The organism is Orbaceae bacterium lpD04, from assembly GCA_036251935.1.
Lineage (GTDB): Bacteria > Pseudomonadota > Gammaproteobacteria > Enterobacterales > Orbaceae > Orbus > Orbus wheelerorum.
In genome coordinates this window covers 317,297-339,103 of record CP133967.1, presented here as the reverse complement: position 1 = coordinate 339,103, position 21,807 = coordinate 317,297, and the positions used below count along the sequence as shown (strand labels likewise).

The window sequence follows — 21,807 nt, the reverse complement described above, 5'->3', positions numbered from 1 at the left end:
GTAGAAGTAGGACATTGAAAATACTTCATTCATCAACAATATTAACTAAAGAAATAACGTTGATTCATTGATGCCTCAACAATTGGCTGACATGTTGCATGCTCACCATTTACTTTTACGGCAAATGTTTCAGGATCAACTTCAATATTTGGCGTGTTACTATTGCGCACCAGATCGCGTTTACCAATTGCTCGGCAATTATTTACCGCAATAACTTGACGTTCTAAACCTGCTTTTTCTTTGATACCATCGTCTAATGCCACTTGAGAAACAAAGGTAACACTCGTATCATTGACTGTTTTACCCATCGCCCCAAACATCGGCCGATAGAAGACGGGTTGTGGCGTTGGTAATGATGCATTAGGATCTCCCATAGCAGCCCAGTTAATCATGCCACCTTTGATCACCATTTTTGGTTTAGCACCAAAAAAACGTGGCTCCCAAAGAACCAGATCAGCCATTTTACCTACCTCAATAGAGCCCAAGACATGACTTATACCTTGTGCAATAGCTGGGTTAATCGTGATTTTCGCAACATAGCGTAGAACGCGGAAATTATCATTGCCTGCAGCGTCTTCAGGTAACTTACCTCGAGCAGCTTTCATTGCGTTAGCTGTTTGCACAATACGTAGCCAGTTTTCGCCTACTCGCCCCATTGCTTGGGAGTCACTGGAAAACATCGAAATAGCGCCCATATCATGTAATACATTTTCTGCGGCAATTGTCTCAGGACGTACTCGGCTTTCAGCAAAAGAGACATCTGATGGCACATTAGGATTTAAATTATGGCATACCATAATCATATCAAATAATTCAGCTTGGCTATTAATACCAAATGGTAATGTTGGATTTGTCGAACTCGGTAAAACATTAGGCTGACTGACAACTTTTATAATATCCGGAGCATGGCCACCGCCCGCGCCTTCAGTATGGAAGGTATGAATCGTCCTGCCCTCAAAAGCCTCAATCGTATCTTCAACATATCCCCCTTCATTCAAGCTATCAGTATGGACCGCAACTTGAATATCAAATTCATCAGCAATGCGCAGTGCATGGCGAATGGCGTTACCTGTTGCGCCCCAGTCCTCATGAACCTTTAAACCGGCCGCGCCTGCAACTAACTGCTCAATTAAGGGCCCCCTAGCATAAGAGTTACCTTTACCTAAAAGCCCAACATTAATTGGTAAACCTTCAATGGCACGTAACATTGCACGCATATTCCATGGGCCAGCGGTTACTGTTGTACCATTTGTCCCATCTGTTGGCCCTATCCCGCCACCAAAAAAAGTGGTGACCCCATTTGATAATGCGGCATATGCCTGCTGTGGAGAAATTAAATGAATATGGCTATCAATGCCAGCCGCAGTTAGAATTAAATGTTCACCTGAAATGGCATCTGTTGCAACGCCAACAACCATACCGGGAGTAATATTATCTTGAAGGTTAGGGTTACCGCTTTTACCAACACCTACAATTTTGCCATCTTTGATCCCAACGTCAGCCTTAATTACACCTAAACATGCATCAACAATAGTGACATTTGTGATAACTAAATCAAGTACACCGTTATCGCTTGTTAAGGTATTATTTGCTCCCATACCATCACGTAAGGATTTACCACCACCATAAACCGATTCTTCCCCGTAACCACGTAAATCTTTTTCTATTTCAACATATAAATTAGTATCGCCTAGCCGAATTTTATCGCCGACGGTTGGACCGAATAAACCGTTATACTCTTGTCTGGAAATCTGTGGCATGATCTTTACCTTTAAAGTTAAGATGGTACACCGTCATATGTCATGACTGACAAATGACACAATGACTATTTTTTATGTTTAAAACCACGTGCAATTGCTTGATTGAGCGCAATTGTCTTTGCTGGGCGGTCAGTGGCTGCAACGTTATCGCCCGCCCACCCATCAATAAGGTTATTAAATCCATAAACAGTTTGCTTACCGCCATAAGGAATGAGTGAGACTTCAATTTCATCGCCGGGTTCAAAACGTATTGCGGTTGTCGAGGCGATATTTAAACGTTTACCATAAGCGGCAAAGCGATCAAATTCTAGAGCGTGATTAACTTCAAAGAAGTGAAAGTGGGAACCTATTTGTACTGGCCGATCGCCTGTATTGCGGACTTTAAGTTTGGTTTCAGATTTGTCGGTATTAAATTCAATTGGTGCATCAGCTAAAATAACGCCGCCTAATGGTATTGGTGCTTTTACATCAGTTTTCGTGTTACTCATATACTTCACCTCATTATCGATTTTATTTAATCGGATTATGAACGGTAACAAGCCGAGTGCCATCAGTAAAAATAGCCTCAACTTGCACATTTGGAATTAAATCATCAACCCCATCCATCACATCCTTTTTAGTTAAAACAGTAGAGGCTTTTTTCATAACATCTTCAACCGTGTCACCATCTCGAGCACCTTCTAATGCTGTTACGGTAATAATGGCGACGGCTTCAGGATAATTCAATTTCACACCGCGTGCGCGACGTCTTTCTGCCACATCTGCGAGAGTGTAAACCATTAATTTTTCAATTTCCCTTGGGGTTAATTGCATAACTCCTCCTCGATTGATAAAACAGGTATTCATCAATACCGACTAACATCCGCGAACATTTCTATTTTATTGTAACAAACTCTATAGCAAAAACAACACAGAACTATATATAAAGCATAAAATTAAAGATGGCAAAAATACAGTTAATCCCTTATAAAATCATATGGATGTGAATTTCAATTAAAATAAATAATAAGCTAACAACTTCGCATTAGTATCTATTTCATCGGTTATTATGACAAAATAAATGGATATTAAACAAACACTTTAAGGTTGACTTGCATTCTGTTTTTTAAGGTATTTTATACAAAAATACAATAGGGATGATTATTCATTTAACAAATTTAACGCATAAAAAAACCGGTATAACCGGTTTGTCCTATATTAATACGAGCTAAAATAAAATCCCAAAATATTAATTTAGCAATATTGATACTCAATTAAATAATATGATTTAAATGTGCTTTATAGCGTTCAATATCGTGTTCAACATTTGGGTTTTTAATCACATCAGTACATAAAAATGTCGGCAAGGCGGTTAACCCTAAAAATTCATTAGCCTTATGGAAGTGAAAGTAAACCATGTCAACGCCTTTACCTTCAAAAAACTGATCCGGCTCTGAAAATGCCTCAATAGGTGCATTCCAAGTTACGGATAACAGGTATTTTTTACCTTGTAATAACCCACCAGAACCATACTTTTTACTCGCATCAGAGCGAGTTCTACCATCACTAGCATAAAGGCGAGTATGTCCTTGGGTAAAGACCTCATCGATATATTTTTTCATAATCCAAGGCTCCCCCATCCACCAAGCGGGCATTTGATAAATAATAATATCAGCCCATTGATACTTTTGAACTTCTTGTTCAACATCATAGCCATTATCAATAATGGTAACTTTTACCTCATTACCTTTATTTGTAAGATATTGCTGAGCTATATCTGCTAATGTAGTATTTAAATGTCCCTCAGAATGGGCAAACGCTTTCATTGAATTTAAAATTAAAATACCACTCATAAGCAACCTCATAATTGTGTTAACTAAAACGAATAGGCTAAAATAGCTTACTTCTTAGACTTTTTAAGTAAAAGATAGATGAAAAGTAAGTATAACGACACTACCAATACCTATTTACATACTGGCCGGCTTATATCCATCTGCTTAACGGCCTTATTCATTTGCTCAATAATCTGCTGATGATTTTGGGCAATAAAAACTTTTCCGCCGGTCATATTTGCCACACAATCAATTCGATGCAGGCCGGCAATATCGATTATATTAATCTTTAATCTCGGTTTTTGTGCAGAAATAGAAAGAGCTAACGTACAAATATTATTATCTGAACAGTTATCTTCGCCATCACTAATGATTAAAATATAATCATCTTGATTTACACCATCAAGCATTGAACTTGCAATTTGTACCCCACTATATAATGGCGTGGCACTATTGTATTGTAGCGGCTCTAGTTTTGAAATTTTGTTCTTTAATACGCTTCGATTACTACTGCTATAAAATCCAGTTTTATCAGCATTTGGGCATTTATTTAATATAACTAAACCAATATCGACGTTAGATTGAATTTTATCAATACTTGATGCCGCTACTTTTTTACTTGATGACAACCGATTGGGTAAACGGGTCATTTTTTTATCATAGTCTGCAATTTGTTGCCGAGTTAAATAACTAAAGTCAGTATTTTGATAGCGTTCAATTTCGGCATTGGATTCAGCAAGGGTTAAATACATTGACGCAGAGTTATCAAAAATCAATACCATACGAGATGGATGCTTATTTTTAATTATTTCCTCTTTGGTAATACAATTTGGATCGTTATTAACAACCGGTACTTGAGGTTCAATTTGGGGGATCGGTTCAGGTTCAGGCTCTACTTTAGGTATAAATTCAGGTTCAATCACTGACTCAATAACCGGAACATCATCAATAAGCTCCAATTTTTTGGACTGTGGGCAAAACAGATACCAAAGTAGCCATAATAATCCTAACAATACCAGTGCTAACAGTGCAAAATGCCACCAACGCGAAAATAACTTAGCGCCATTGATAACGGTAGGTAATAATAAAGGCTGCTCAAAATCATAAATCACTACGGGATCATTATTAATGATGTAGATTGGATTATAATGAGTTGCGAGTCGAGGAAACCAATTGGATAATATATTTTTTTGTTCGGTACTGAGGGATGTTGATACCAATAATTGTTTAATTACTATATCGATATCATTCAACCGACTTTCTAATGTTAACTTGAGATCACGTAGCTGAGATTCATCAGTAATATTTTTTAATAGTGCCGGTTGACCTTCAAGTTTGGTATACCAACCTAATTGGTTAGAATCCTTTAATAACTTCGGCATTGCTAAAACAGATAATGTACGAGTCGATATATGAGGTTCCAACAGTTGCAAAAACTCAGTATATTCACTTAGCAATTTGTTTTTTTCTGCATTTTGCTGATCAAACGTCACACTCTGGATTCTTTGCATTTTGCTTCTCTATTACTGTTTATGCTTGCTTATCAGGATTATAACAATATCTGGCCATCACATTGATTCTACAAACTTAATGCTTTTTGTAATTTTTTTAACTTATTATTAAGCGAATCCAATTCAACTTGTTTTTCAATTTCAGAGCTAGAACTATTTTTTACTGTATTAAGTTGCTGATCAATATCTTTAATTTGCTGTTGTAAGTCATCTCGCCCGATCGCTTTTTGTTTTAGCTCATCAGTCAATTGCGTTAAGTTTTTTTGTAATCGATTTAAGTCGGCTTGCTTTTGCTTCACATTTGCTGACGAATCATTTTTTTGTTTTTCAATTTCTGCATATAGTGCTTTAAACTGGCTGTTTGTGGCTTGTTCATCGATTAATATTTGCGTTTTTTGATCAACACGTTCTTGATAGTGCCCCGAAAAATTACAGCTCATTTTATCCAAAATGCCTAAATTCTTATTAGTTGGATCACAAATTGTCGTATCAGTTGTCGTGCAACCAACCAAACTAAGACTAGAGATAAATAGTAAACTAATCATTTTTTTCATTATGCAATCCTTAATGCTGAGCGCTGTTGAGTAACAAGATTAATCTGTTTCTCTAATACGGTAATTTGTTTATTTAACTGAGTGATTTGTGCATCAAGTTTAGCAACATTAACTCCTGATCCTTTTTCTTTGGTAGAAATCGTACGCCAATCTTTTTCTGTCGTTTTCATATTCGCTAATTTTTCATTAAGATAAGAAATATTAGCATCAATACTTTTTAATTGTTGTTGAGCTTCATCGGTATTAAGCTTGTTTTCTGCAATTTGTTTGTCTAATATTTTTAACGTTGCTAAATTTTTATCAAGTACCTTTTTGGCACTATCACTAACGAGTTTTACTTGTGCAGTATTTGCCTTTACATCCTCGATATAGGCATTTAAACGCTGTTCTTCGTTAGCATATTGAGATCTTTTAGCATCTAAATAATAATTTCCGCCCATTGCAATACCACACGAAACGGCAGCTGCAACCAAACAAGCCGCAGGATTTTTTTGATTAATTAAATAGCACCCTATTCCACCAATACCTGCACCCATAGCACATGCCTGCCAGCCAGATTTACTAAAAAACTCTGCAGAGTTATTATTAGTTAATTCAGGATCAACAGAAGAGTTATTCATTGCTTGGCAGCCCGATAGTATTAATGCAAAACAAAATACTAATACCAGTGGCGCTTTTGCTACTATTTTGAAATTTTCTATCATAATTTACCCTATTATTTATTTTTTATATCATTACATTGCTGCAACCAAATACTGCGATCAACCTTACCTGTTTTAAAATAAGTATTAATATGCTTAATATGTAATTTTAAATAATCGGCGATATTCGCTTTGCCATTTTTATCTAATATGAAAGTTGTTGTGATCACTTGATCATCGATATTATTTTTGGCGTAGTTAGATGAAGTATTAACAATTGTATCTGCGTAATATTTTAAGATAAAATCACGAGCAGCTTCTGACTCCGCAACCGTCGATTTAAGATTATTTAATTTAGCTAAAGAACATATATTTGACTCATCAAGTGAATCGGCTTCAGCCATATCACAAATATCGCTAGTCATTAATGAGTACAAATTATTATTATACTCAAATTTACTCTGTAGATCAGATACGTTAGCACATAAAAAAGCACCTAACTGTAATGCAGATTGAATGGAGCGATCTCGCTGTTCATCACGAGCTTGGTTTGCACTACGAAGTAAGTTATTTAATTGATTTAACTCTTTCTTGGTTTTTTCATCATTGACTTTATCGGTGATTTTTTCTAATTCGCCAACCACATTATTATCATTGCCTGATGTATTACCTAGTGCTAGCCATTCTTTATCTAGCGCTTGAATTTGAGTATTAGATGCTATCACCTCGGATGTAAGTGCAAGACGAAAGCCTAAATCTTTGCTTTGATAAGCAAGCCCGGTATTACTATCATAATAAGGTTTTTCTAAACGTAGTGAAGAAGCCAGCTGAGATTCAGAGGTTAAATAACTTCCGCCTCTAACCGTCATTGCCCCTTGTTGCCCATGATAACGATCGAGTTTATTCATTTTGAAAGAATCAAACATCATTTCGCTAGCATTACCTAACATATCATGAAGCCCTAAAGGATTTGGTTCTAATCGTCCAATTAATTGTAATTTACCATTAGCAGATTTAGCGCCAGAAAACCAAGCATACTGTTCAATTGAGCCCTTTTGCATCGGAAATCGCTGTTCTCTAAATTCTGACTCACTCACATTTACGCCACCGCGAAGCGCATATTCCCACTCATTATTAGTAGGTAAGCGTAAATAGCCAGGAACCTGATTATAATGAGGTATCACTTTAGGATGATGTTTTAGTAGCCATTGTGTGTATTTATTTGAAAAACTCACAGCGTCAAACCAACTTATTCCAGTAATTGGCATCAAAAGAGATAATTTAGGTGTCGGGCACTTATCATTCATGACCGATTGATATTGCAATTGAGATATCTCATATTTACCTAATAAATAATAACGAGCATCGGTAGTATCAATAAAGCTACCAGCAATATAATTAGGTGTTGCATATTCAGCAAATCCAAGCTCTTTATTATCGTTACCGAGTATAATTTTAATATCATCAAGTGGTTTTGCAGTTGGGGTATATATTTTACGCATCACAAAGCTGCCGTCACAAGGCATTGGCAAAATGACATCATCAGCTAATGGCTTTGGATTAAAAAATTTAATGTCCCATGCGGCAGCATTTGCAACGTTGATGCATAAAATTAGAGCCGAATAAAAAACCGCACTTCGTTTTATTATTTTCTTAAACTTCTCGCAAGCTTTCTGCGGGTTCGATTTTAACTGCACGCACTCCTCCTATACCAACAACGAGTAACGAAATAAGTAATGTTGTAATAAAAGCAATACCAAAATGATATAGCTGTAATTGACTTACCATCGGTTGTGAAACGAGATTATCGCCTAATACGACATTGAAAGCATAATTACCTATCAAAAATAGTAAACATGAAATAATGAAGGCAATGCAGCTAAGTACTACCGATTGTATGATCAAAAAACCAATAATCGATAAAGGCCCCAAGCCAAGTAATCGCATAAATGCAATATCCTTACGCTTACGCTCTATATTAACCCAAAAAGTCCCGACAAAAGCTAAGATACATCCTAAAATCGATGTGACAGCAATAACACTAAAAATAAATCCTAAGACCCGATCGATAGCTTGCATGTTTTCAATGGCCGTAGCCTGCGTTCGCGTTTCAATATTTTGAGATCGAAGTTTAAATGCAAGGCTCGCAACATTTTCAAGTGATTTTGCATAAATTCTTGCTCTAGCAAAATCTGAGTGCTTTGGTGCTACCGTCTTTCCCGTACCTGTTAAAAAGGTATCACTAAGATAGCCATCATAAAAATCTTCTGTTGTAATTAATAAATCAAGGGAAACAAAAACGGCAGCGCGACTATAACGCTGCTCTGGTAGAATACCTATTACGGTTAGCGCTGTTAATCCCTTCTCAATTTTTCCATCTAATTGGCGAGTAATCACTAACTTGATAACGTCACCGACTTTAGCACTTAGCTTTTCAGCTGTAAGCCCACTAATAATGACTTGATCAGGCATAGTAATAGACGGTAGTCCCTTTGTGATTGGATCGCCGTTAGCTGTTGGGATCATTTCGGCATTATTAACAAATAAATTACGGCCTGCCATCAAATCCGCTTGTGTATTTAAAGAACGAGTTAGGGGGATCACAAATGCCGTTTCTGGCTGCGCTTGTATCCAAGTAAAGATCGCATCATTAAGCTGTAAATTACCTACAACTTTAATTTCAAGATTTTGAGGATCGTTCATCAACTGATGCCGTAACTGTGATACGACACCAAATTTTAGGCTAAATAGTAGTAATAATGGCGTGATAACAGAGATAATCAAAGCACAGATACAAAATGAGACTTTTTTATCATAATAAAGATCTTTGAGCGCCAATCGTATAATTAACAAATAAGAGAGTGAATGCTTAGTCATTATGACTCCCCTGCTCCTTAAGCGAAAATATTGCTTTTTGCTTATTTATTAATTGAGGCTCTAACACGGTTAACCCTTTTTGTTTTACTAGGTGTTGCTCATGAGTCACAATAATTGCGGCGATATTATCTATTTTGGCCTGCTCGATGATGAGATTAAATAAAAGATTTGCATTGTATGGGTCAAGAGCTGAAGTAGGTTCATCAGCTAATAATAACAATGGTTTATGAATAATTGCACGAATAAAAGAGGCTCTTTGCCTCTCACCAATTGATAGCTGTTTTGGATATTTGTTTAATAGATGTGCAATACCCAATTTTTCAATAAGAACCTGCAAACGCTGTTGATCCAACCGTTTCCGTAACAATTGTAATGGTAACAAAATATTATCTTTAACCGTTAAAAATGGCAGTAATCCACCCGTCTGTGGCACAAACCCAAAATAAGCGGCTCGAAGTTGAGCAAGCTTATCTTGCTGATTATGTTTGATAATATTTGCAATATCAATACTATTATCCGCAAAAGATAGCCGATAACTCGCAACTTGATCGGGTTTTAAAATCATGCCGATCATTTCAAGTAAAGTACTTTTACCGCAGCCACTATCCCCTTGTAAAACGACAATATTACCCAATTCAAGTGATAGTGAGGGTAGGCTAACTTGAAAATCAGTACTGCCCGCATGGCGCGATATACTCAGTTGCTCAATTGATAACATTTATGGCAACATCTCTAAAGGAACGGGATAAACATTTTCACGCGCATCGCTACCTTCTGACAACGAGATCCAACGATCAACATCCGCATTACATTTTTGATAATAACGAATTTTGCTATGCAAATTGCGGATAAATTTCTCTTGTTCAAGTCCGCTCATACTTTTCCATGACTCTTCATCAAGGCTCGTAACATCACTTCTATAAGGAATGTTATCTAAATATTCACCTAATAAACCCAGATCAGCAATTTTAGTTACATCTCCTGATTTTAACTTATTAGGATCTTGCCCCATGGCAGCTGCAATTGAACGTAACTGAGCAAACATATCATTTGAGGAGATTAATCCATCATTTGCAGCATTAGCGATTTTATTCACAATATCACTTAGATCACTTAGTTGCGATTTAGTTAGAAGAATTCGTGGTTCTGCAGTAGTGACACTTGGCTTAACAAAATCTTTATCACTGATCCAAGCTTTAAACACCGTTGGTGCTTTAGTGCCTTTTATAGAGCCTAAATAAGCCAATTGCATCGCTTTACCAAGTAATAGTGAATCTTGCACGATCACATCATCTTTAGCATTAAGTGCATTACCAATAGAAGATTCACCTTCATAGGCGAGTTTTACTTGGGCAGCTAGAGATTGCGCTAAGGTATCAACTTTTTTGCCAAAGTCTTGTACATTACCAGCATTAACTGGGTAATACAGTGATTTATTGATAAAGTCATTATAAGAAAGGTCTCTATATTGTTTCTGACCGATTTGATGATCCTTACTACCCGCATCTGTTTTTAGGTGTAATACATAAATAGCAACGCCTTTATGTTGAGCCTCTAAACGTAGCTGCGCTGAATCAAGTCCTGTACTTGAATATGGATCATCACCTGGTATAGCACTCGCATCAGTGACAAGAATGATATAACGTGCGCCAAAATTTTTCCAATTGATATCATTTAAGGCCATATCAATACCTGCGTAAGAATCCTCTGCAAAGTACGCTGAGGAAACTGAGGCTTGCTTTAATGACTCAGCACGTTTTTTAAAATCAGCACCATCAATCACGTCATTAGGATCAGCAAAGATTTTTGATACAAATTCTAACTTAGATGAAGCTTTTAAACTTGAGCGAAATGAGATTAAACCAAATTTAACTTGGTCTTGTAATCCGCCTTTCTCAATTTGTTCATAAACGCGTTGTACTGCATCCCGGCTACGATTAATATAAGGTTGCATCGAAATAGTTGAGTCAATTACAAATACAATAGCAGCTTTAAATGGCACCACTTGCTGAGTGTCATCATCTTGGTTTAGCAATTGACCTTTAGTTTGGCTGTTTTTCACCAGATTATCTTGTTTACTAACAGAGGCGACTTCAAGAATTCGCTGATAAAAACCTTGCCCATTCATAACTTCCTCACCGCTTAAAATCGGTAGCAAGTAGAAATTCTCTTTAAAATCGATATATTCTTTAGGTTCTTGAGCTAGTACTTCCTTTGTTTGCAGTTGTTTGGTCAATTTATTTCGAATCGGCTGTACGACCTTAGCGGGATCGTCTGATTCAATAATTGTATCAATGTCATTCTTATCTTTAAAAAATAGTAACGGATCACGATCAACGGGATTAGTAAAAACCAGTGTCATTTGCATATTCCAATCCACACTACAATTACTATCAATCCAGCCGACGGTTTTACCATAAGAGTCAGGACCGACACTTAACCATTCTTTATTTTTATCTATTTTACGCTCGTAAACATAATATCGAGAAAATGCAGGAATTTGACGCCCTTTCAAATCACTCGTTTTTGCCATAAGCTCGCAAGAAGGGGTACTTAATACACGCTGATAAAGTGTCGTTTTTCCCTCTTGCTTCAATGGCTCAGCTGCATATGCCTTGAAGCAAGGCCCCATCATACCAATAATCATCAAAATTGGCAGGCAAGAGAACTGTAACTTTTTCATGATTAGTAACCTTACTGTGCTTTTAGTTGCGTCAATCTTGTTTTAGCTAAATCACTATTGGGATCTAAGGCTAAAGCGGTTTCATACCAATAAATAGCGGTATCTTTATCGGTGACAAAGCAGCTATTTTTTTGATAGAATTTATCATCATATTCTTTAGCGTAAACTACTGCAATGTTTGCATTTTGCTGTGATTGATTTGCATATAATCGCTGAGCAATATTGCATTTATCTTGAGCTTTTGCCTCAAGAATTAACTTTAAAATCTGCTCGGTAGACGGCTTATCACGTAAGCAAGTTTGAATAAAATCCATCTCATTATTACCGAGCTGACTTAATGCACAACTACTTGTATCTACATCATCAGAAATACTTTTAGTCGGTTGTTCGCTGCGATTAAGTAATAAAAAAGCAACCAAAGCTGCAATAAGCAATATGGCAATAATTACGATCATAGCAATAATTCCTTTACCTTTTTTCTTACTTGGCTCAGGATTTGAAGTGTCAATTACGGGTGAGATAGGCTCGATGGCAGCGGTAGTCGCCTCTTCAGTAACAGCTTCAGTTGTTGGTTCAGCTACCTGTTCAATGATTGATTCAACTAGTGTCGGCTTTACCGCCACCTCTTCAATGGGTAAATCAATAGACACGGCACTTGATGGCAATACATTACCTTTAATGGTAATAACGCCTCGATCAGTAATTGTCGGATTATTACATTCGCGAATTTGCATCAAGAATTTGCAATTACCGCCAAGCGCTAATAATGAGTCGGTAAGCCAAGGACCAATTTGGCCCTCTAAGCGGTCATCATTGACGATAAGATCTGCGATAACATGCCAGCTAGTTTCAGGGCCCCACTGGTTACTTTGCGATAAGTAAAAATTATCTTGATTACGTTGGATCATAATTTCTACATCAGCGCTATGTTGCCATTTACTTGCTGAAAATTTAACTATACCAGGTTTATCTCCATTAAGTTCAATTCTTAATGCCATAATATCCTCAATTTATATCCATTTTGTTAATTTATACTTAGTTTGGTAAAGCTGCCGCGTTAAACTGCATCAAAATAGAGCCTAAGCGAGTATTTTGTTCCTGACTGATTTCTCTACCTGCACTATGTCCTACATTTTCTTGTGCTAGCTTCATAAAAGCGACGAACCAATCAAAAATATACTGCTGGGTATAAATTTTCGTTTTATCATCGAGTTTAGGTAACTGATGCGACATGCTGCCATGCTGCTCATTAAGAGGAACGCTTAATAATGATGAAAAAATTTTCTTACCTGAATTTACTCGGCTATCGGGAATATCGGTTACTTGACCTTGAATGAAGCCAAGCCAAGCGATAAAATCACTAATAATCATATGGATCGTACTGACTTGACGTGATTCAAGCTCATCACGCTTGCTGCCGGTATCTTCATTAGCTAAGATTTGCTTATTTAATGTTTCTTCAAGTTTTAAGCGATTTGCAGCAGTAATAAGTTCATCAATAATAAATGACATATTTTTTTGATCATAACCAAAAAATTGCACGACATGCTTACTTAAAATAATATTTCTTAAATGTTCCATCCACGCGGCAAATACGGCTTTTGCAAATTTGGACTCAGATTTTATTGCGATAGGTTTACTCTCGGTTGAAAGCTGATTATCGTTATTACCAAACAATGAAAAATCAGTATCAAAACCAAAATCATTACTTGTTGCTAAATTAGAGGCGTCGTTATCTGACTGAGGAGCATTTAACTCAGTATCAATATCACTCGATTGATAAAGTGCTCGGATAGTTTCATCGGGTAACTGAATTGTTTTTAAAAATTCTCCGAGTAATAGTGCTTTGGCTTGTAGGCCTTTAACTACAGTATCTATCATTTGATTTTTCTTATTGAGTTCCTCAGCACCTTCAGCTTGATACCATGTATCAAAGCGCAAGTTAACGATATAATTAATTTTATCATTAAGCTGCTCCATAATTCGCTGCTGTTTTAGCGAAGAGCTACATACCTCGGCTAAATAATCACTTAATCGCTCCATCCCACCATCATTTAGCTTTAACATGCCATCCCAAGCTTGAGCTGGATTGTCGATATAGTCATTTACATCAATATTGCCCGTGAACGTACTTTTCAATAATTCTAATTTACTTTGGTAGTTTGCATTTATTGCAAGCTCATTACCTGAATTAGCATCGACATCTAAAAATGGCACAGGAAAACCAGGTTTACGCACTAGATAAACATTCTTAAATCGCTGATTATTAGACCAATTTTCGAGCCAATCATAGCTACCAAATCGCTCAAGGATAGTTTGTTGCAATAACCCACCTTTACCCCAGCTATTATTTAAAATATCTTCAGTTAAGGATAACGATGCACCGATCCTTTTATCAAACATGGTAATTGCCCATAACAAACCAGGCTTTTTAGTTGCACGCTTTTCAGCTGTTTCACCTTGTGTGCGCTCAATCCATCGCTCAAGCACGGGGCCAACATCATTAACATCTGATTGCTTATCTGATGGCGTGCAAACAACAAGCACATTCATCTCTTGGCTATCTGTATATTTTTCAAATAAATAGGCAACTTTACCGCGCAACAATAATTGAGGGATCGGATTACCATCTTTGACATCTGATAAACTAAGTAGATTTAAGCGGCCACGATAACCAGGAAAGTCTAATAAATCAACATCTTCAAATGTTGCTACGCGAGTTTCATTAACGAGGGGGAAACTTAATTCAGCAGCTAAAAATGCCAATTGAGCCAATGAAATATCAACCACTTCATTATCTATATTGGTCGCACTATGCGGACATACTTGCACAGTTGAATCCTTTGGCGTATTCAATCTTTCGAGCATATCAACATTCATGATGCTATCTGCTTGAGATTTAATGCCATTTTTTTCAGTAACAAGAACGGTTATAGGTGCATAGACAATTTCAGCATTATGTAATTTAGCAAGCGTTGTTGCAAGCTCAATGTAAATTGCTGTGAGTTCAGGCAAAGCGCCCCATAAAACTGCAAACAATGTGGCGCGATCAGGTATCGATAAATAAGGTGCTAAACGAATCGTTTTTTCCCAATATCCCCCTTTTAGCCCCTCTAGTGCATTACCAAAGTTTTCCATGGCGTAGTCGTGTAAATCGACGACATCTTCTTCAAGTAAACCACCGGTATAACCGATTCCTTTCTTTTTTTCGAAAGTATTAAGTTCATTATTGAGCTGAGAAAAATCAATTTTTCTAACAATTTTTTGTTGGTCAAAATCTTTAAAATAAGAATTAATTAAAATTTTAGCAATTTCAATTTCTTGGAATAATTTTAGCTCCAATGGATAACCGGCAATACCCCCTTTAGCTGTTCGGCTAAAACGCGTCACAAGTCCCGTCGCTTCTTTACCGCCGCCAGGTGGATTGACATGTTTAATAAAATCGAGGACTTCACCATCAACACGCGTCTCTAAGTTACCATTGGCATCGGCAGCAAGTGCAGAAATTAAATATGATTTTCCAGCTTGAGATAAACCAAAAAAGCCTACTGCAACAGATTTTGTCGATACATCACCTAATCGTTTTGATACATTACGTAATCGGCGTAAGTCCAAAATGAGATTATCCGCTTCGCTATCGAGTCGCTTTGATGAGTGGCGCACATCACTTACCCAATCGATTGCTTGCGCCGCCGTACTATAAACTTGTTCCCAAGACTTAGGCAATTTTTCATTTATCATCATTTAATAATTCCACTATCAAGCCAATATTGCGCGCTGACTAAGCCAGAACTTAATATTGTATTTAAACTGAGTTTTACATCACTAAATTTATCACATGCTCGGCCATCAGAGGCATTTACCGATTTGATATAAAAATTTTCAGTTCCTTTCCGGTTATTTTTTATGCCGAGCGTCACATTCAAGACAATACCATCTGCACTAAGGCGTTTTGCAACATTATCATTTTCAATAGTTAAAATATAAATTGGTGATGCAGGCCACCTGGCAAGATCTAACTGCCTAAAGCCTAAGCGAGTTGTCCCTCTAATTTCAAATGAACTATCTGGGAAATCATAATCTTGGTTATCAAGATCGATATCTCGATAATAGACGTTTTCATTTTTAATCATGTTTAAGTTATCTAATAAACCGATGTATTTTACGGTTGAATACAAATCCATATTAGAAGAACGAAAATAGAAGTTAGGTAAACGTAAATTCTTACTTAAGAAACATAACATTGCACCAACGGCGGCAGTTGTTTTAGGATCATCGATACGTTCTTGTTTATGAAATGGATACCAACTACCAGTGCGATAACCATGTAGCGGTAAAATGCGTCCGACTGGAAGTGAAATACGTGAATTAAAATAACTTTGGATGCCAGGCAATCGCGACGGACGCCCTGTAAGTAGCAAGATATCGCATTGATAACAGCTAATAACTTCTGCTAATGCATCGAATGTTTTACAAATATTAAAGTGATCACCGCGAAGAAATAGATGATGGATACGTTTAAGATTAATATCTACAGTAATATCTAGAATAGAAAATTCAGGATTATGTAACGCACGACGAATCGGTTCATTAACAAAATTTAACACATTCTCAGTAATTTCATTATGACCTAATAACTCTTTAAAGGTGATATTAAACTGGTAATTATCACTTTTTAAAGGCTCATACTGCTCATAGTATTTTAATACCTGTAAACCAATTGGTATAAAAACTTGCAACGTTAATTGTTGACGTAAAACAGCATCTTGAATATTAAGTTGCTGCGATCCAATTATTCGAGATAACAGTGGATTTGGGTCGATTAAACCTAATTCTTTTAAGCCCTTTGATAACGAAGTAATCACCGTATCTTGTATCAAATCAAGCAATATGTCATCACCAGCAACTTTAAAACCATCACGAAAACGCTGAGTAGGGACAATATATGCATTACTACTGTTAAAATTGCCATTTTCGCCATAATCAAGTTCATAATCATTGATGACAAGATCTGTCGTACCACCGCCAATATCAACGCTGGCAATGGTTAATTTCTTTTTGTTTTCTTTATCAGGTCTAACAGTCGCAGCTAAAAACTCTTCTGGTCGGCCATTATAATTATTTTGTGTTTCATTAAATAGATAGACAACTTGCCCACACGTTGCTTCATCCCATTGAATAATCACTTGTGGAAAGTTAGGCCAAGCCTCTTTTAATCCATCAAGATTATTAAAATCGATATCTTTTTCAGTGCGATCCCAGCCTAAGCTTTTCCATACCAACCCGATAGCTTGATGCACACAGTTTTTAAATATCTCTTGCTCCGGTTTTGGCATAGCCGGTGGAATAGTGAGAATAATTGAGCGTAAATTACGCGGCGTTTTTGAATGCTCTAATTTATTACGTTGAGCAACACTATTGATTTGCATCAAGGCATGCATCAGCACTTCAGATAACATAAATGTCATCAATGAGCTACGTGAATACTTGGGATGAAATACTGACATTTTACGGTCATCATAATCATCTAATACATGCAGTGCTTGCCCATACTCATTAATTAGGCTAGAAAATGGCTCTGCTGTTGCAAATGGTTCATGATCACTTTTGACGTAGTGAGAATTAAAACGCCAACCTTGCTCATACTTTTCTTGATCCCATAAATAACGTTTAGGGCTAGATAACCCCGTTGCACCCTCATTACCTTCCCTACGACCCGCTAATCTGCTCGCCTCTTTACCTACTCGAACAATACTTGGCCAACGAAATGCATCAGGCCGGCCACTTTGTACGGAAAAATGCTCTTTACCAAAAAAGGTTTGCGCAAACTCAACACGACTTTCAAATGGATCTTTATAAACATATTCAGGCTGCGTTAGATCACGTATCTCTAATTCATAACGACGATTTAAACTGTCTTTATCTTGAATATGATCTTCAATCAAAATACCACAAGTTCTTGAGTTACCAACATCAAGAACCATATCAACTGGAATAGATGGCGTAATATCATTATTTTTATTAGAAATAACTTTAATCGTTGGAACACTAACTGATTGCCCAACTAAATCTAAAACATTAAGGTAATGAGCATAATAGGTTTTATTGGTAATACCATCAGTAACATCATCTTTATGCATTTTTAATCGAGAAGGCTCTGGTGCAAGTTCTTCGAAAAGGTCTTGTAACCAGCTCGAAATCCATTTTAATTCAAGATACCAGCTAATTTGATCACTACGATGAGCAAGTGCGAACACTGCTCCAGTACTCACATCATGATCAGTTGGCGCTAAGTAAGCCACATCCTTTGATTGGGTAAAAATTTTCGTATCAAATGCGATTGTAATTCGATGAGTATTACCATCAAGATCTTCACCCTCAGGGATCGCAACAATTCGCATACGACTCCAGTTGTGAGGACCTTGCTCAAAACGGTTTGGCGGCACAGCTTTAAGAACCGGGATCGGTAACCAGACACCATCGTATAATTTTAATGACTGCTCAACACTGATCTCTTGTGTTGGTTTAACTGCCGCACTTAAGTTATCTGGCACAAAATATTGGCCACTGTCAGGATCTTCAACAAGGCGCATCAGTGGACTACTCTCTGATGGGGCGATAAAACAGCCATTCATCTTATTGCGCCAGCTTCTTTCTTTCCAATCAATTTTAATTGCAAAATCAAGAAACTGAATACCACTATTCATGATAAGTGTTACTTCTTGACCATAATTTCGTAGTTCTGGAAGCATATAAAATTTACTCTCTCAATCCGTTACAATAGACCGATATCTATGTATTGTTTACATTATTAATCATCTGACTGCTGCTTCATAGTAATAGGAAATTTAGCCCCATCACCATAATAGCCTTGACAATTTGCCACATTATTTTGACCAGGTACACACTGAATCTTTGGTAACTGATAAGTACTATTATCATTACAAGTCGCATTGGTCGAGCTACTTATATCTAAATTACCTCTGGCAATACCACTACCAACATTACCAACACACTTGACGCCATCACCGCGCGAAATAGTAACAGTGCCATTACCTTGATCGAAATCATATTGTAAACGTAATGGCTTACCCGTTGTTTTATCTTGAATTCCGCCGCCGACATTCCACTTACCATTTAAAAACTGAGTAGAGCCTTGGTCGATGATATCAGGCGATAATGTCAATTTATTATCGGTTGGGGCTGCGTTATTTGTTTGACCATTTTCGCCATTTTCGCCATTTTCAGGGGAGCTTTGATCTAAATCTGGTGTAAGCGGATTATCGCTTTGCTCACTATTACCCTTTGGATCATTAAGTATTGGCGCTGCGACGGCTGGATTTGTATTGTCTGGTATTTGGCTTGAGTCTAGATTTTGACCCGTTAACGATGACTTACCACGACTTGTTAAAGTATTTGATGCATCAGCCTTCGTACCGACAATACCTTGATTTTTAGTGCCTTGCCCCGCAGTATTTATTCCTGGCTTATCATCAAGGTAGGAATTAACTTGAGTAATAGGCGCCGGTGGTATTTCAACAGGTTGCTTTTTAAACATGCAGCCGCGTAATAAAAATAGTAATAAAAGTAATAGCAGTAGAGCTAGTAATAACCAGCCCCAGCGTTTCCACCACGGTTTGCTTGCCGCAATAGTAATTGGAACGGCTGGCGATGTGATAGGGGGAATTTTGTTGGAATTAATATTTGTCGCTTCTAAGCAACTAAAAGACGATCCCGTTACTTGCGGCTGAGAAGATAAGAATCCCCAAAAGGTAATGACTGGGATCCCATTTACAATATAAACAAAATCAGCACTAGGAAAACGGATCGCAATAATTTTCTCACGTTCATCATTATTTGAACTTGCTTGTGGATTATAAACTAAACGGCTAAACAATAATTGATCGCCAGATAAGTTTATATTACTCACCATCTTTTGACCAAGGCTAATCACTTTCTGCTCAAATTCATGTAATTGCGCCAACGCTGCTTTTTTTTCATCATCACTAGCTGCAGACCAAGGAACAATATCATATTCACCATTTGGATTTTTAGACTCAAATGGCACATACCAATCAATAATATTTCCCTGATCATTACGCTGTGGAACGGCTAAATGATTGGCATATTGCTGACCAAGCTTCATTCTAAATGTTTCTCTAATTTGCGTTGCAAATAGATAAACAGCCTTGCCATCTTGACCTAAAGCTTGAAAATTTTTGATATCGCCACTTCTAAGTAATGTATTCGCCATGTTTTTCCAATAATTTATCCCTAAACTGAGCAATATTAGTTCATATCACGTCATTTTAACAGAAAAACATGAAAATCACTCACTAATTACCTAGATTCTTGCTCAGTTAATTTTGTTAGTTCAAGCCTATAATTTTTTTTTAAGCTTAAGAGGATAAATATATCAACTCACCCCTTATTACCTTTTTTATTTATCCATAAAGGCAATATTTGTTACTTTCATGCCCAAGATCACATTCACGTTTACTCATTCTCGATATAATTTGTAAAAATGAGGTTAACCCTAAACAATATTTAAGAATAACCAAGGAAAAAATATGAAAAAAACACTCCTCTCGATCGCTATTTTATCTAGCTTATTTTGTGGCTCTGCATTTGCCGAAAAAATGAGGATCTTAATTGTTAATGATGATGGCTGTGAGTCTATTGGCACAACATCGTTACAAGATAAATTAAACGCTAAAGGTTACGATGCTTGGATTGTTGCACCATCAATAAATCAAAGCGGCGTTGGCACAGCGGTCACATTTAAACCCGGCTATGAATTTGAAGTAAAAAAAATAGGTGAAAAGCGGTATTGTTTCCCTGGCACACCTTCTGATTCTGTCGATTTTGGTCTAACTGCATTAATGAAAGATAATCCACCTGATCTAGTTATTTCCGGCGTCAATGATGGTGGCAATACGGGCGGAGCGCAACTTAATTCAGGAACCGTGAGCGCCGCGGTAAGAGCTGTTCGCTCTGGTTACCCAGCTGTATCTGCAAGTATAGGCGCATCATTTACTAAATTGTCAGATGATCAAGGCGGCCTACTAAATGAAGCAAGCCAAAATGTAAAACGGTATTGGCCAGATTCGATAAACTACGTGGTTGAACTTGTTGATAAGATGCAGGTAAATAAAGATAAGAATAAACCGATTTTACCGCCAGGAACGGGCCTTGGGCTGAATTATCCCGCAGTCCCTAAAAACGAGATCAAAGGCATAAAATTTATTGAAAATGAACCGTTCCCTAAACCACAATATATCTTTGAAATTTTACCAAACGGTAATGCTGTCCAAAAAATCGATTTTACCTTAATGCAGCCTAGCGATGATAATACCGCAACAGCGTGGTTAAACCATAAATATATTATCTACAGCATCTTTAAAGGTAACTGGAATGATATGTCGACTCAAGCGGAATATGAGATGATTTTTAATCAAGATTAGTTTTTATAACTCAAAATAATCGTAATCCCTACCAAAATCAAGCTTACCGCTAATCAATTTTGGTAGGATTTTAAAATGCTGTTTAACCAAAGCCATTAATTGGCAATGCAGCTATTGCCATTAAAGGTCCATTTCATCACTTTTTCATTTTCGATCGTAAACGTGGTTTTACACCAATTGGAAACGATCATATCCGGCGTTCCGCCAACTACATTAGTATATATCATACCATTACGAACATTACTTACATAGACAGGGGGTGAGCCATATAATATTCGTTGGTCTGAATATCGATAAGATAGAAATTTTAAATTGCCCAATTCATAAGTACTATCAGGAATGCCCCACGATTCAATTAATTGTTGCTCACTTGCGCCAACCCAGCTATCTAATATTTTTTGATATTTAGCCGTTGTCGCACACCCTGCAAGTATTAGCATTAACATGCAAATAAACAATAATTTAATTCTCATAATAAGGCCTTCTCAGCTAGCTATTGTTAATGC

17 protein-coding genes are annotated in these 21,807 nt (G+C 36.9%); 1 reads left to right on the top strand and 16 read right to left on the bottom strand.

Going from position 1 to position 21,807, the window contains the following annotated elements:
• Window positions 1–41 precede the first annotated feature (41 nt).
• The 15 genes from RHO14_01510 to RHO14_01440 form a co-directional block, all read right to left on the bottom strand.
• The gene (locus tag RHO14_01510) at window positions 42–1,760 is read right to left on the bottom strand and encodes an urease subunit alpha (protein WVD71487.1); all 1,719 of its coding nucleotides are present in this window, start codon (window positions 1,758–1,760) and stop codon (window positions 42–44) included.
• A 65-nt stretch (window positions 1,761–1,825) separates the two neighbouring features.
• Window positions 1,826–2,248, bottom strand: a complete 423-nt coding sequence (locus RHO14_01505; GenBank protein WVD71486.1) for an urease subunit beta — start codon at window positions 2,246–2,248, stop codon at window positions 1,826–1,828.
• Window positions 2,249–2,270: 22 nt separating this feature from the next.
• Entirely contained in the window at window positions 2,271–2,573 is a 303-nt protein-coding gene (locus RHO14_01500; protein WVD71485.1) for an urease subunit gamma, read from the bottom strand.
• Window positions 2,574–3,013: 440 nt separating this feature from the next.
• Window positions 3,014–3,592, bottom strand: coding sequence for an NAD(P)H-dependent oxidoreductase (locus tag RHO14_01495; protein ID WVD71484.1), 579 nt, complete (start codon window positions 3,590–3,592; stop codon window positions 3,014–3,016).
• Window positions 3,593–3,702: 110 nt separating this feature from the next.
• Window positions 3,703–5,082 (bottom strand): hypothetical protein, encoded by a 1,380-nt coding sequence (locus RHO14_01490; GenBank protein ID WVD71483.1) that lies wholly within the window; start codon window positions 5,080–5,082, stop codon window positions 3,703–3,705.
• A gap of 68 nt (window positions 5,083–5,150) precedes the next feature.
• Complete coding sequence (locus RHO14_01485) at window positions 5,151–5,636, bottom strand: hypothetical protein (GenBank protein WVD71482.1); 486 nt, start codon at window positions 5,634–5,636, stop codon at window positions 5,151–5,153.
• Window positions 5,636–6,340: a hypothetical protein gene (locus tag RHO14_01480; protein WVD71481.1), complete on the bottom strand. Its 705-nt coding sequence runs from the start codon at window positions 6,338–6,340 to the stop codon at window positions 5,636–5,638. Before RHO14_01480 ends, RHO14_01485 begins: the two co-directional genes overlap by 1 nt.
• 11 nt (window positions 6,341–6,351) lie before the next feature.
• Entirely contained in the window at window positions 6,352–7,974 is a 1,623-nt protein-coding gene (locus RHO14_01475; protein ID WVD71480.1) for an SUMF1/EgtB/PvdO family nonheme iron enzyme, read from the bottom strand.
• Complete coding sequence (locus RHO14_01470; GenBank protein ID WVD71479.1) at window positions 7,931–9,154, bottom strand: FtsX-like permease family protein; 1,224 nt, start codon at window positions 9,152–9,154, stop codon at window positions 7,931–7,933. Before RHO14_01470 ends, RHO14_01475 begins: the two co-directional genes overlap by 44 nt.
• A complete protein-coding gene (locus RHO14_01465) occupies window positions 9,147–9,872 on the bottom strand; it encodes an ATP-binding cassette domain-containing protein (protein ID WVD71478.1) in 726 nt (241 codons plus the stop codon). Before RHO14_01465 ends, RHO14_01470 begins: the two co-directional genes overlap by 8 nt.
• Entirely contained in the window at window positions 9,873–11,837 is a 1,965-nt protein-coding gene (locus RHO14_01460; protein WVD71477.1) for a vWA domain-containing protein, read from the bottom strand. It lies immediately after the preceding gene.
• Between the two features lie 11 nt (window positions 11,838–11,848).
• Window positions 11,849–12,835: a hypothetical protein gene (locus RHO14_01455; protein WVD71476.1), complete on the bottom strand. Its 987-nt coding sequence runs from the start codon at window positions 12,833–12,835 to the stop codon at window positions 11,849–11,851.
• 37 nt (window positions 12,836–12,872) lie between these two features.
• Window positions 12,873–15,581, bottom strand: coding sequence for a virulence factor SrfC family protein (locus RHO14_01450; protein ID WVD71475.1), 2,709 nt, complete (start codon window positions 15,579–15,581; stop codon window positions 12,873–12,875).
• A complete protein-coding gene (locus tag RHO14_01445) occupies window positions 15,578–18,589 on the bottom strand; it encodes a virulence factor SrfB (GenBank protein ID WVD71474.1) in 3,012 nt (1,003 codons plus the stop codon). The genes RHO14_01450 and RHO14_01445 overlap by 4 nt, the downstream gene beginning before the upstream one ends.
• A gap of 59 nt (window positions 18,590–18,648) precedes the next feature.
• Window positions 18,649–20,091, bottom strand: coding sequence for an SrfA family protein (locus RHO14_01440; GenBank protein WVD71473.1), 1,443 nt, complete (start codon window positions 20,089–20,091; stop codon window positions 18,649–18,651).
• Between the two features lie 316 nt (window positions 20,092–20,407).
• Here RHO14_01440 and RHO14_01435 point away from each other — a divergent pair, with 316 nt between their 5' ends.
• Entirely contained in the window at window positions 20,408–21,301 is an 894-nt protein-coding gene (locus RHO14_01435) for a 5'/3'-nucleotidase SurE (protein ID WVD71472.1), read from the top strand.
• Between the two features lie 95 nt (window positions 21,302–21,396).
• On the opposite strand, the gene RHO14_01430 is transcribed toward RHO14_01435, so the two are convergent.
• Window positions 21,397–21,774, bottom strand: a complete 378-nt coding sequence (locus RHO14_01430) for a hypothetical protein (protein ID WVD71471.1) — start codon at window positions 21,772–21,774, stop codon at window positions 21,397–21,399.
• Window positions 21,775–21,807: the final 33 nt, after the last annotated feature.

Coding starts and splice junctions, on each gene's coding strand:
- RHO14_01510 (WVD71487.1), bottom strand. CDS start 1,760: ATGCCACAGATTTCCAGACAAGAGTATAACGGTTTATTCGGTCCAACC.
- RHO14_01505 (WVD71486.1), bottom strand. CDS start 2,248: ATGAGTAACACGAAAACTGATGTAAAAGCACCAATACCATTAGGCGGC.
- RHO14_01500 (WVD71485.1), bottom strand. CDS start 2,573: ATGCAATTAACCCCAAGGGAAATTGAAAAATTAATGGTTTACACTCTC.
- RHO14_01495 (WVD71484.1), bottom strand. CDS start 3,592: ATGAGTGGTATTTTAATTTTAAATTCAATGAAAGCGTTTGCCCATTCT.
- RHO14_01490 (WVD71483.1), bottom strand. CDS start 5,082: ATGCAAAGAATCCAGAGTGTGACGTTTGATCAGCAAAATGCAGAAAAA.
- RHO14_01485 (WVD71482.1), bottom strand. CDS start 5,636: ATGAAAAAAATGATTAGTTTACTATTTATCTCTAGTCTTAGTTTGGTT.
- RHO14_01480 (WVD71481.1), bottom strand. CDS start 6,340: ATGATAGAAAATTTCAAAATAGTAGCAAAAGCGCCACTGGTATTAGTA.
- RHO14_01470 (WVD71479.1), bottom strand. CDS start 9,154: ATGACTAAGCATTCACTCTCTTATTTGTTAATTATACGATTGGCGCTC.
- RHO14_01465 (WVD71478.1), bottom strand. CDS start 9,872: ATGTTATCAATTGAGCAACTGAGTATATCGCGCCATGCGGGCAGTACT.
- RHO14_01460 (WVD71477.1), bottom strand. CDS start 11,837: ATGAAAAAGTTACAGTTCTCTTGCCTGCCAATTTTGATGATTATTGGT.
- RHO14_01455 (WVD71476.1), bottom strand. CDS start 12,835: ATGGCATTAAGAATTGAACTTAATGGAGATAAACCTGGTATAGTTAAA.
- RHO14_01450 (WVD71475.1), bottom strand. CDS start 15,581: ATGATGATAAATGAAAAATTGCCTAAGTCTTGGGAACAAGTTTATAGT.
- RHO14_01445 (WVD71474.1), bottom strand. CDS start 18,589: ATGCTTCCAGAACTACGAAATTATGGTCAAGAAGTAACACTTATCATG.
- RHO14_01440 (WVD71473.1), bottom strand. CDS start 20,091: ATGGCGAATACATTACTTAGAAGTGGCGATATCAAAAATTTTCAAGCT.
- RHO14_01435 (WVD71472.1), top strand. CDS start 20,408: ATGAAAAAAACACTCCTCTCGATCGCTATTTTATCTAGCTTATTTTGT.
- RHO14_01430 (WVD71471.1), bottom strand. CDS start 21,774: ATGAGAATTAAATTATTGTTTATTTGCATGTTAATGCTAATACTTGCA.